The sequence below is a fragment of the Gillisia xinjiangensis genome, assembly GCF_046298265.1.
Classification (GTDB): Bacteria; Bacteroidota; Bacteroidia; order Flavobacteriales; family Flavobacteriaceae; genus Gillisia; species Gillisia xinjiangensis.
This window is the reverse complement of record NZ_JBKAHK010000010.1, coordinates 64,705-76,724: the sequence shown is the minus strand read 5'-3', so window position 1 is coordinate 76,724 and position 12,020 is coordinate 64,705. Positions and strand designations below refer to the sequence as shown.

At 37.6% G+C, this 12,020-nt stretch carries 12 protein-coding genes; 6 read left to right on the top strand and 6 right to left on the bottom strand.

Annotated elements, in window-relative coordinates:
- Nucleotides 1-5: 5 nt before the first annotated feature.
- Nucleotides 6-377, bottom strand: a complete 372-nt coding sequence (gene rsfS / locus ACKGJN_RS15195) for a ribosome silencing factor (RefSeq protein WP_409540483.1) — start codon at nucleotides 375-377, stop codon at nucleotides 6-8.
- A gap of 93 nt (nucleotides 378-470) precedes the next feature.
- On the opposite strand from rsfS, the gene ACKGJN_RS15190 reads away from it, so the two are divergent.
- Nucleotides 471-1,202 (top strand): biotin--[acetyl-CoA-carboxylase] ligase, encoded by a 732-nt coding sequence (locus tag ACKGJN_RS15190; RefSeq protein ID WP_409540402.1) that lies wholly within the window; start codon nucleotides 471-473, stop codon nucleotides 1,200-1,202.
- Here ACKGJN_RS15190 and ACKGJN_RS15185 read toward each other — a convergent pair.
- Nucleotides 1,199-1,591 (bottom strand): SRPBCC family protein, encoded by a 393-nt coding sequence (locus tag ACKGJN_RS15185; protein ID WP_409540401.1) that lies wholly within the window; start codon nucleotides 1,589-1,591, stop codon nucleotides 1,199-1,201. The two genes, ACKGJN_RS15190 and ACKGJN_RS15185, sit on opposite strands and share 4 nt — an antisense overlap.
- A gap of 1 nt (nucleotide 1,592) precedes the next feature.
- A complete protein-coding gene (gene pyrE, locus ACKGJN_RS15180) occupies nucleotides 1,593-2,234 on the bottom strand; it encodes an orotate phosphoribosyltransferase (protein ID WP_409540400.1) in 642 nt (213 codons plus the stop codon).
- A gap of 7 nt (nucleotides 2,235-2,241) precedes the next feature.
- On the opposite strand from pyrE, the gene ACKGJN_RS15175 reads away from it, so the two are divergent.
- Nucleotides 2,242-2,865 carry an NUDIX hydrolase gene (locus tag ACKGJN_RS15175; RefSeq protein ID WP_409540399.1) on the top strand — a complete coding sequence of 208 codons (624 nt, stop codon included), beginning with the start codon at nucleotides 2,242-2,244 and terminating at the stop codon, nucleotides 2,863-2,865.
- Here ACKGJN_RS15175 and ACKGJN_RS15170 read toward each other — a convergent pair.
- Entirely contained in the window at nucleotides 2,833-4,584 is a 1,752-nt protein-coding gene (locus ACKGJN_RS15170) for a M14 family metallopeptidase (RefSeq protein WP_409540398.1), read from the bottom strand. The genes ACKGJN_RS15175 and ACKGJN_RS15170 overlap by 33 nt on opposite strands.
- A 411-nt stretch (nucleotides 4,585-4,995) precedes the next feature.
- On the opposite strand from ACKGJN_RS15170, the gene ACKGJN_RS15165 reads away from it, so the two are divergent.
- A complete protein-coding gene (locus ACKGJN_RS15165) occupies nucleotides 4,996-7,287 on the top strand; it encodes a TonB-dependent receptor domain-containing protein (RefSeq protein WP_409540397.1) in 2,292 nt (763 codons plus the stop codon).
- Between the two features lie 331 nt (nucleotides 7,288-7,618).
- Here the strand turns inward: ACKGJN_RS15165 and coaD are convergent, their stop codons facing one another.
- Complete coding sequence (coaD, locus tag ACKGJN_RS15160) at nucleotides 7,619-8,089, bottom strand: pantetheine-phosphate adenylyltransferase (protein WP_409540396.1); 471 nt, start codon at nucleotides 8,087-8,089, stop codon at nucleotides 7,619-7,621.
- A gap of 133 nt (nucleotides 8,090-8,222) precedes the next feature.
- Nucleotides 8,223-9,194: a D-alanine--D-alanine ligase gene (locus ACKGJN_RS15155; protein WP_409540395.1), complete on the bottom strand. Its 972-nt coding sequence runs from the start codon at nucleotides 9,192-9,194 to the stop codon at nucleotides 8,223-8,225.
- Nucleotides 9,195-9,295: 101 nt separating this feature from the next.
- Here ACKGJN_RS15155 and ACKGJN_RS15150 point away from each other — a divergent pair, with 101 nt between their 5' ends.
- The 3 genes from ACKGJN_RS15150 (at nucleotide 9,296) to yaaA (ending at nucleotide 12,018) form a co-directional block, all read left to right on the top strand.
- On the top strand, nucleotides 9,296-9,919 hold the full coding sequence (locus ACKGJN_RS15150; RefSeq protein WP_409540394.1) for a PASTA domain-containing protein: 624 nt from the start codon (nucleotides 9,296-9,298) through the stop codon (nucleotides 9,917-9,919).
- Nucleotides 9,906-10,961 carry an RluA family pseudouridine synthase gene (locus tag ACKGJN_RS15145; protein ID WP_409540393.1) on the top strand — a complete coding sequence of 352 codons (1,056 nt, stop codon included), beginning with the start codon at nucleotides 9,906-9,908 and terminating at the stop codon, nucleotides 10,959-10,961. The genes ACKGJN_RS15150 and ACKGJN_RS15145 overlap by 14 nt, the downstream gene beginning before the upstream one ends.
- A gap of 295 nt (nucleotides 10,962-11,256) precedes the next feature.
- On the top strand, nucleotides 11,257-12,018 hold the full coding sequence (yaaA, locus tag ACKGJN_RS15140) for a peroxide stress protein YaaA (RefSeq protein WP_409540392.1): 762 nt from the start codon (nucleotides 11,257-11,259) through the stop codon (nucleotides 12,016-12,018).
- Nucleotides 12,019-12,020: the final 2 nt, after the last annotated feature.

The window sequence follows — 12,020 nt, the reverse complement described above, 5'->3', positions numbered from 1 at the left end:
ATTTTTTAATAATTTGTCTCAATTTGAGTGATCTTAGCATCACCCCATAGACTTTCAATATCATAATATTCTCTTATATGTTTTTGAAAAACATGAACTACAACATTCACGTAATCCATCAACACCCATTCCGCATTATCACTGCCTTCTATGTGCCATGGTTTGTCTTTAAGAGCCTTGCTAACTGTTTTTTGGATGGAATTTACTATGGCGTTTACCTGAGTGTTGGAAGAACCATTACAGATGACAAAATAATCACAGACAGTATTTTCAATTTCCCTTAAATCAAGAATTTCGATGTTATTTCCTTTAACTTCCTCTATTCCTTTTATAATTTGAGCTATAAGTTGATCGTTGTTTATTTCCTTTTTAATCATTAAATTTTGTTCTTTGCGCAAAGTTATTACTTTTTAGTCTTTATTAGGCTGTGTTTACGTAACAATTAACGCCTTAACGAGCCCTTTTTATACATGCGTATTATCAAAGTTAGTGCCACCGAATCTACTAATATCCTTGCCAGGGAATGGTATCAATTAAACCGAAATACCGCTCCGGTTTGTATTCACGCCTATGAGCAAACTTCAGGAAGAGGTCAACGCGGGGCAAGTTGGATTTCTAATGCGGGGGAGAACCTTACTTTTAGTGTACTTCTTCCTAAACCTAAAGTAAAAATTCAGGATCAATTTATCTTAAGCGCAGGAATTGGACTGGCTATTCTATTGGCCTTAAAAGAATTGAAAATTAATAACTTGAAGCTGAAATGGCCAAACGACATTATGGCAGAAAATCTTAAAATTGGCGGAATCCTCATTGAAAACATTCTGAATAATGGCAGTATAGGGGCTGCGATTATTGGTATTGGTATTAATGTTAATCAAACTGCTTTTTCGGGATTGCCAAAGGCTTCATCGCTAAATCTCGTTACCGGAAGGACTTTTGAATTAGAAAAAGTGCGGGATGTTATTTTGCAAAATATCGAAGGTATCATGCTAAATTTTAAAGAGGGAAATACCGGGGGTATTCTGGCTGATTATGAGAAAAAACTCTTCCGGAAAAATAAAATATCCACCTTTCAAATGCAGGATAATTCTTTTCTAACCGGAATTATTAAAGGAATAACCTCCACCGGACTTCTTAAAATCGAGGTGGAGGATAGTATAATCAGAACTTTTGATTTAAAAGAACTGAAACTGCTCTTTTAAAGCTTGCCCATGTTTTCACTAAGGTTGGTAATGAATTTGGTAAGGGGGCCTTTCACCATCATCGACATCATTGCGTTGAATTTTCCTTCAAAAAGCAATTGAACAACGCTCTGATTTTCACCTTCAGGTGCTACCAGAATGTTAAGTGAGAAGTTGAATTTTTCAGAAGTTGACCCCAGAACAACCAAATCCGGTTCCCTGGTTTCTGTGATTTTAAGCGCTATTTGCGGCATTCCTTTAAGTGTGAACAGGAACGTGTCTGAAGCGATTACTTCAAATTTCTCCATACTTTCAGGCATAACCTGTTTGTAATTTTCTACGTTGGTAAGAAAATCATACATTTCCTGCTGACTTTTTTGAGTTGTTACTCTTGGACTTTCTAATTTCATATTATTTTTTCCAGTTTTCCGGATCTTTTCTCCAGGTTTTTAAAGTTTCGGCTTCAGATGAATTAATATACCTTGTTTTTAAAGCTGTTTCGATAAGAAATTCATAATTGCTCAAAGTATAAAGATCTACATTGGCCTTTTTGAAATTTTCTTCTGAAACATCGAAACCATAGGTAAAAATTGCCAGCAATCCCTTAATGGTTACTTTTGCCTCCTTAAGCGCATTAATCGCGTTTAGACTACTTTTTCCAGTGCTTATAAGGTCTTCAATCACCACCACGGTTTGTCCGCTTTCCAGTTTTCCTTCTATTTGATTTTTTCTGCCATGACCTTTTGCCTCCGGCCTTACATAAACAAAAGGAAGGTTCATATAATCTGCCACCAGCATCCCAATCCCAATGGCTCCGGTAGCAACACCTGCTATTACATCCGGTCTTCCGTAGAGTTCCTCAATTTGCCGGGAAAAATTTTCCCTGATGAAATTCCTTATGGGAGGATAGGACAACACGATCCGGTTATCGCAATAGATTGGAGATTTCCACCCGCTTGCCCAGGTAAAGGGTTGTTGTGGTTCTAATTTTATTGCTTTAATTTGCAAAAGCAATTCAGCTGTTTTAACGGCTGTTTCTTTATTTAAAATCATACTGCAAATGTATAAAGTTTTTGTTAATGATATTCCAATTATTCTTTCAACGAATAAAGATGTTGGTAATAACTATACTTCTTTCCCTATTAAAACTGTAAAGTTAAAACAGATCATTAAGCGAATTCAGGATGGGGAGCTTTTATATGTCAATCTCTATCACGAAAATGAAGAAAAACTTTTAAAGCATCTTGTAAAGAAATTAAAAGTTGTTCATGCCGCCGGTGGAATGGTTTACAACGATAAAAAAGAAATTTTATTTATCTACAGAAATAAGCGTTGGGATCTTCCAAAAGGAAAGGTGGAGGAAGGAGAAACCTTGGAGGAATCTGCCGTTCGCGAAGTGATGGAAGAAACAGGGGTGAAGGATCTCGAAATAGTTCGGTTTTTAAGAAAGACCTATCACATATTTAAACGAAAGGACAAATACAGGTTAAAAGTTACCCATTGGTACGAGATGTATTCTCCATATACCGGGGAATTAATTCCGGAACATTCTGAAGGAATAAAAAAAGTTAAATGGAAAAATTTTGCCAAATCACAAAAGGCCCTGACAAAATCCTATGCCAATATTAAATTGTTGTTTCCCAAGGAATATTTAACGACTCACCCGGAAGACCGGATAGCGTAAATGTGCTTTCTCATAATGGTCAGACTGTTTATGAATCCAGCTTAACTGTGCATAGGAGTTTTGTGAAAATTCCCTGTCTGAGCGTTTCTTTTCATCAAATTCTTTTTTCAATTCCGGGTTTCCTTCCAGTAATTTTTTAGCGGTGTCTTCAAAAACATAGGGAGAAAACCCCTCTTTTTGTTGCAGGATACTGTCGAAAAAATTCCAGTTGAAAAAAGAGTCCTCTGCAGTGGGTTCCAGGGTTTCTATTAAATATCTCACCGCCGGCTGAAAGGTCTTTATATAAAGATCTCCTTTTCGGAATTTTATGCTGTCCCGTGTTTTTTTAACACTGGTATTATAATGTGGGTAGTGGCCTTCATAAACCTTATCCCTGGTGCTGTAATCATCGATATGAGACACTTCTACCAGGATGGTGGTATCATTTTTAAAAGGGGTCATTATTACCTTATTGCTTTTTAAAATTTCAAGCACATTCCACCATCCCTTGGGAATTACATACGCCCTGGGAATTTCGATTCTTTCAGTTGGAATAAAATTATCGTAATATTCTATTTCTTTGGTGAAGGGTTTTGATTGGTCGTATTCCAGTCGTTTCTCACCAGTAACATCACTTTCAACTCTTTTGGCTTCATAACCTTTAAATTGCAATTTTGAAATATTACTGCTATCGGCCTTAAAATCCAGTGGGTAATAACGCTCTGTAAGATATTTACGCTGTGCCCTTGCTCTAAGATCCTTGATGGTAGCCCTATCTCTTTCGCCTATTTCAATAATTGTTTGCAGGGCGCGGTAAGTTCCCTTTACCCGCTCTTTGTAAGGTTTTAGCATATGCGTTTCAATCATAATTCCCAACGTGTTCCAAAGAGTCGTGTAGCCTGTGGAATAGCGTGGGGAATCCAAAAACTGAACAAATCCTTTTTCGGGAACCTCATTAAAAACATTAACATAAGGAGTGATCTCCCATTCATGTTCCCATAATGATTTTTCAAAAGATGGTTTCATTCTTTTATCCATATAATCGCCCAGTTCTCCTCCCAGTTTATCTTTTTGGGTGAATAAGTGCGTGAGTGTATATTGGTAATCGGCACCATTGCTCACATGGGTGTCTACAAAAATATCCGGTTGAACCAAATGAAAGATTTCGGAAAAACTTCGGGTGTTTCGTGTGTCGGCCTTTATGAAATCCCGGTTGAGATCATAATTTCGTGCATTCCCTCTAAAACCGTATTCTAAAGGGCCATTTTGATTTGTTCGCGAGCTTGAATTTCTGTTCAAAGCTCCACCAATATTATAAACAGGAATAGTGGCTAAAATCGTGTTTTTTGGAACAGGAACAGAGTCTTGTGCCAAATCCCGGAATAGCATCATCGTGGCATCAATCCCGTCACTTTCACCCGGATGTATGCCGTTATTTATAAGAATGATAGTATGGTCTTCCCTTAACTGTGCAAAATCGAAATTTTCACCTTTACTGAAAACAGCTAAATGAAGTGGTTCCCCGCTATCTGTTTTTCCAAACTCCATGAGTTTTATAGTTGGGTAAGCGGTCCCGAGTTGCTTGTAATATTTTATGACTTGAGCGTAAGTTGCAGTTTCTTTTCCTGTCGATTTTTCAAAAACCGTTTCGAAATCAAATTCCTCAACAAGTTGATATTTAGATAAATCACAGCCTGAAAGGCAAAAAACCGCAAATAGTGCAACAAAGATCTTTTTCATAAAAGTTCAATCTATTAACTTATAAACTTATTCAAATCTGCAAATCATCCAAAATTAAGTAAATCGAATGTAATTAGAACATTTTGTTAAAGCAAACTTAATACATTCTTAAATTTAATCCCTCATTGAGGGTTTAATTCTCTGGGGCCTGCCTCGAGTTTTTAAAAATATTTTTCAATCCATATCTCTTGGGTTTGCCTCGAGGTTTTTGATTCAGGTTTTAAATAAAAAGTTAATCTTGAATATTTTATCCCTTGAATAACCTTGTGAGCTTGTTCCGATGCTATTGATTTTTAAAATAGTTTCCATTTTAGGCTAAAAAATGTCGCCAGGTCTTTGTCTATTCGCTTACTTTTGATGAAAAATAACATTAATTTTAGGGCTTTATCTCTACTGAATAAAATTACCATCTTGAAGAAAACACTTTTTGCACTTATTTTTTTAATTTGCTTCGGAAAAATTTATAGCCAAACAATTCAGGGAACCATTTTAAATGCTTCAACTTTACAACCTATTGAAAATGTTAGCATTCTCAATTTGAAAACCGAAGTGGTGGCTTTTTCAAATGCTGAAGGTAAATTTAGATTACAAACAGAAGGCTTTCCTGTAATCCTTAAAATAACCGCTATAGGATTTGAGCGGGAAAGGATTGTAGTAAATGCTGTGACGGATGAAATTCAGGTATTTCTGAAAAATTCTACGGAAGTACTTTCCGAAGTATTGATAAAAAGCATCCTTATTCCTATTGAACTGCGTAAAATCCCAGCATCTGTAAGCGTGATTTCTTCCGAAGATCTTAAACGAATAGATGCGGTTAACCTGGCGCAGGCATTCAATAATATTCCCGGTGTGTATGTAAACCAGGGAGCACTAAACACCACTAAACTCAATATTCGCGGAATTGGAGCCCGATCGCAATATAGCACCAACAGGATACAGGCTTACTTTAATGGGATTCCTCTTTCTACTGCCGAAGGAGAATTAACCCTGGATGATATAGATCCCGAATCTCTTTCCAGAATTGAAATAATAAAAGGGCCAGCCTCCAGTATTTATGGGGCCGGTTTGGGAGGAGTTATCAATCTTTATGCTGCAGAAGGGGAAATGGATAAAACTGAAGCCGCAGGCGAAGTATTATTTGGCAGTTTTGGGATGTTGAAAAAAACTATTTCTGCTTCTCACGGTACCGAAACCACTTCTCTTTTTGCAAATTTCAGCGATCTTCAAACCGATGGATATCGGGAAAATGGAGATTATAGCAGGAAGTCAGGACTTGTTCACGGAAGCCTGAAAACCGCAGAAAATAATAAGTTAAGTTTTCTCGCTAATTTCACACGATTAAAAGCTTTTATTCCAAGTTCCATAAATGAGAGTGATTTCAGGAACAATCCATCGGTTGCGGCTTCAAACTGGGCAGCATCTCAAGGTTTCGAATCTTATGATAAAGGCTTGCTGGGAGTTTCCTATGATCATCAGTTCTCCTCATCTTTCACAAATACCACCAGTGTATATGTTAGTTTCAGGGATGCCTATGAACCAAGGCCTTTTGATATTTTGAAAGAGGAACGGATTTCGGCAGGGGTAAGAACAAAATTTAATCTTTCTGCTGAACTTTTTGATCGTCCTTCAAAATTAAGTTTTGGGGCAGAATATTATAATGAATGGTATGAGATTGGAACCTTTGAAAATTTATATCGGGATTTTCAGGATCAGGGAAGTGTTTTGGGAGAGCGTTTAAGCAATAATGAACAGGATAGAAATTACTCGAATCTTTTCGGACAAATTAACCTGGATTTATCCGATAAATGGGGTTTGGAAACAGGCTTCAATGTAAATATAACAAAGTATAATCTAACCGATCTTTTTATACAGGATGCTGTGGATCAATCCGGTGATTATGCATTTAAAACAATTTTATCTCCCAGGATTGCTACAACCTTTGAGGTTTCTAACGGTAAAAACATCTATGCTTCTGTAAGCCATGGTTTTTCAACTCCCACGGTTGCAGAGACCCTTACTCCAGATGGGCAATTAAACACAGATCTTCAACCGGAAACGGGCATCAATTATGAAATTGGGTTTAAAGGTAACTGGTTGAATAATTCATTATATACTGAAGTTGCTCTGTATTCCATTCAAATAGATGATCTTTTGGTAGCTCAAAGAGTTGCAGAAGATCGTTACGTGGGAGTAAATGCAGGAAAAACCAATCATAACGGAATAGAGCTTTTTGCAGCCTACACCAAAAGGCTGATCCCCGAATTGATTATAAAACCTTATATAAATGCATCGATCAACTTTTTTGAATTTGAGGAATTTCTGGATCGTGAGTCAAATTTTTCCGGTAATAAATTACCCGGAGTTCCGGCCAGTACCGTAAATGTTGGTTTGGATTTGAATATCTGGAACGCGTTAAATATTTACAGCAATTTTTTCGCCGTAGGTGAAATTCCTTTAAATGATGCAAATTCTGCTTTTTCAGATAATTCTACACTTCTGAATTTAAAGGCAGTTTACACCATTGATCTTATCGAAGATCTTAACCTGAGTTTTACAGCAGGAATAAACAATCTTACCGATGAAAAATATGCGGCCAGCGTGCTTCCTAACGCGGTTGGTTTTGGTGGAGCAGCTCCAAGGTTTTATTATCCCGGAAATCCACGGAATTATTTTGGTGGTGTGGGATTGAATTATCAGTTTTAAGTTGAAAAACCAGCTTAATTCTCCGTTGGATTCATATGGATTTCTGAAGGTTTAATCCTTACATATTGCGAATTTAAGTTCCGGGTGCTTTATTGTTTATTATTAAGGTGATGAACTTCCCTGATTAGTATGGACCTTAGGCAGCTATCGGGATTCGCAGAAATTAATCTTCATTGCGAGTAAATACAAGAATAATTTTGTCTCTTTTCTCTTCTCTGTTTTCTTGACAAAAGTCTTGTGTCCTGGATCTTGGATCTTTACTTCCGCTTTTTTTTTCCGTCTCTTTTCTTTATTTTATTTTATCTTTTCCCAACTTTTTGTCTTTCCTTTATTATCTATTTTCTTTCGTCTGGTTAATAACCGCATCGGGAACCATGAAAGAATAATCTCCCCCATGTTTTCTAACATCCCTGACTACCGATGAGGAAATATGGCTTTTCCCGGAAGACGCTATTAAAAACACGGTTTCTATTCCTGCCATTTTAAAGTTTGTTTGGCCAATGGTTTTTTCAAACTCCATATCGCCGGTGTTTCGGAGTCCGCGAAGTATAAAGGCAGCCTCTTGTTCTTTGCAAAAATCTACTGTAAGTCCTTCGTAGGTCATCACCTTAATCTTAGGTTCAGAGCTAAAGGTTTTTTCCATAAACTGAACTCGTTCTTCCAGGGAGAACATGTATTTTTTATCGGCATTCACTCCAATTGCGAGGATGATCTCATCAAAAAGGGGCAAGGCCCGCTCGATAATATCTATGTGTCCAAGAGTGATAGGGTCAAAAGATCCCGGGAATACAGCTCGTTTCATGGTTGGAATGAATTTTAACAAATATAATCAAATACAAATGGAATTTATTAAAGCAAGTGAAATCAGGCTTTCCTGCGATCTAAAGTATTAGAGAAACCTAACCTGAAAGCCTTTATTTTTATAACACTCTGTACTAAATCGCGGCTTCAACGGCACTTCCAAAAAGATCTTTTAAACTTATGCCTGCTGCAGCTGCCTGTTGAGGCAATATACTGGCTTCGCTTAGGCCGGGAGTGGTATTCATCTCGATAAAATGGGCTTGATTGTTATGGAAAATAAATTCCGATCTTGTAAATCCGTTCATTTTCAGTTTGGAATAGATTAATTTCGCGATGTCCTGTACCTCTTTGGTTTGTTCCGCCGAAATTCGTGCAGGAGTAATTTCCTGGGATTTCCCTAAATATTTAGCCTCATAATCAAAAAACTCATTTTCTGAAATGATTTCCGTTACAGGTAATGCCAGGATTTCACCTTTATAAGTAATCACCCCAACCGAAACTTCAATTCCATCTAAAAAGGATTCTATAATCACTTCATCATCTTCCTTAAAGGCAACTTTTGTCGCCTGTTCCAAAGCGTTTGCTTCCTTAACTTTAGTGATACCAAAACTGCTTCCGGCTTTGTTTGCCTTTACAAAACAGGGTAATCCTACGCGTGTAATAATTTCATCCACCTTAACTTCATCTCCTTTGTTAAGAAAATAATTCACCGCAGCTTTTATCCCATAGGGTTTTAAAACACTTATTAAATCCCGTTTATTAAAAGTAAGCGCTGCCTGATAAAAATCGCAGGAAGTTTGAGGAATGCCAACCAGATTTAAATAAGCCTGTAGCAATCCATTTTCCCCGGGAGTTCCGTGAATAGTGTTGAAAACACAGTCAAAAACGATAACATTATCATTGATTTTCACCGTGAAATTACTCTTATTTATAGGGAAGGGCGTGCCATCATCGGCCACTACAAACCATTCTTTTTGCATAATATGCACGCGATAGGGTTCATAAAGAGCGCGATCCAGGTTTTTGTAAACCATATTCCCACTGTTGATAGAGATACGGTATTCACTGGAATACCCGCCCATAGCGATTGCGATTTTTTTCTTCATATTAATATTCAGGCTTGATTTGTCCTAACAAAAATATGACTATTCAAGTGTGCTACCAAAACCCGGCCGTTTTTATATCTTTGCATATTATAAAAAAATTTATGGGCCTATTTAGATTTATATTTAGCAAAACCTTTTTTATTCAATTGGTTTTGGCTGCAGTTGTATTAATAGTGCTGGCTTTTCTAGCCTTACAATGGTTGAATGTTTCTACAAATCAGGATGAACGCATTGAAGTGCCGGATCTCTCTCGATTATCGTTGGATGTGGTGGAAGATCGGCTTGATGAAAAGGATCTCCGTTTTGAAATACTGGATTCTGCCAATTTTAACCCCGATTATCCCCGATATTCCGTAATCGATCAGGTTCCTGCACCCGGGAAACACGTAAAAGAAAACAGAAAAATATACCTTACATTAAATCCTTCTGGTTACCGGAAAATAAAAATGCCGGATCTCATAAGGACCACACGCCGCCAGGTAGAACCTACACTGCGATCTCTGGGGTTCGTTATTGGGGATGTTACCTTTAAACCGGACATTGCCAAGGATGCCGTTTTGGAATTAAGGCATAAAGGAAAACTTGTAAATCCAGGAGATGAATTGATGAAAACATCGGTGATCGATCTCGTATTAGGGGATGGTTCCGGTCGATACGGAAGTGAAGAAGATAGCTTACAGGTAGATGAACCTGAAATTGAAACAGACTATAATGACGAATTCTAATATTGATCCTGAATTGGAAATTCAGGATGATGAACTTTACGAACACCATAAATTTACGGCAGATAAAGGTCAGCAACCCCTGCGTGTAGATAAATATTTGATGAATTACATCGAAAATGCTACCAGGAGTAAGATCCAGAAGGCAGCAAAAGATGGGAATATCCACGTTAACGGAATTCCAGTAAAGTCAAATTACAAAGTAAAACCAGGGGATGTGGTACAGGTGTTATTTGAACATCCTCCGTATGAATTTTTGCTTACACCGGAGGATATTCCGCTGGACATTGTTTATGAAGATGAATCTTTGCTTGTGGTAAATAAAACCGCCGGTATGGTGGTGCACCCGGGACATGGGAATTACAGTGGAACGCTTATAAATGCGCTCATTTTTCATATAGATAATCTGCCTAACAACAGCAGTGAACGTCCTGGCCTTGTGCACAGGATAGATAAGGACACTTCAGGTTTATTGGTAATTGCAAAGACCGAAACCGCGATGACACATCTTTCCAAACAGTTTTTTAAGAAAACCAGCTCCAGGGAATATATCGCACTGGTTTGGGGAAATATGGAGGAGGACGAAGGCACCATTGAAGGAAATATTGGCAGGCATCCCAAAAACAGACTTCAGAATACAGTGTATCTTGAGGATGATAATGAACAGGGGAAACCTGCAGTTACGCATTATAAAGTATTGGAGCGTTTTGGATATGTTACCCTGGTTTCCTGTAAGCTGGAAACCGGAAGGACACATCAAATCCGGGTGCATTTAAAACATATTGGCCACACCTTGTTCAATGACGAACGCTATGGAGGAGAAAAAATCCTCAAGGGTACTACTTTTACAAAATACAAGCAGTTTGTAGACAACTGTTTTAAAATACTTCCCCGGCAGGCATTGCACGCAAAAACCCTTGGTTTCACCCATCCTGTTACCAAGGAATGGATGAGTTTTGACACCAACTTGCCCCAGGATATGGAAGATTGTATAGAGAAATGGCGTAAATATTCTAAAAATCAAAAGGATTTTATAGACGAATAGGGCGTGCCCCCAAAAGGGGTCGCGCTTTCGGCAGTCGCTTCCCGGGAAAAAAAACCGGGAGAGCTCCAACAATGCCTCAATCGCTCACGCAAATAAAAACCCTCAATAATGCTATTGGCAATAAATACCGTTAAGCATCTAAAAGCATGATGCTTCTTATTATTTTCGTGGGATACTTGAACTTTTCAGCAGAAAAATATACAAACAATGAAACATCCATTAGAATAAAATTTCGCACATAGAAAAATTATTATATGGATGTTAAATATGTCCGCAAAAACAATATTATAAGCATATGAAAATAGTCTTATCCCCGGCCAAAAGTCTTGATTTTAAAAGTGAACTTCCTACTTCCCGTGGAACGCAACCTGCGTTTCTTAATACCACGGCCAAAATAAACCGGAAGCTTTCCAGAATGACCAAAGAAGAGATCGGGGAGTTGATGAGCATTAGCGACAAATTAGCCGATCTTAATTACATACGGTATAAAGAGTTTGAAGAAACTCATACCAAAGATAATTCCCGTCCCGCCATATATGCTTTTGATGGCGATGTATATTCTGGTTTAAATGCGTATACCATCCCGGTAGATAAATTGGATCGTTTACAGGATTCCCTCAGGATTTTATCTGGAATGTATGGGATTTTAAAACCTTTGGATCTCATACAGCCTTACAGGTTGGAAATGGGAACTTCAATAAGGATAGAGCGAAAAGATAATTTATATGAGGTCTGGCAAAAAAAAATCACCGATTCCCTTAATAATGAACTGAAGGAAGATGAGCTGTTTATAAATCTTGCCAGCAACGAATATTTTAAAGCCGTAGATACAAAAAAATTAAAAGTCCCGGTAATTACACCTGTCTTCAAGGATCTTAAAAACGGGAAATTAAAGATCATTAGTTTTTTTGCGAAAAAAGCGCGTGGAGCAATGGTTCGCTATATAATTGATGAAGATGTTAATACCGTTGAAGAATTAAAAGGATTTAATTATGAACAATATCGATATAGTGAGCCGGATTCTAAAAAACCTGATGAATTTGTATTTATCAGATAGCA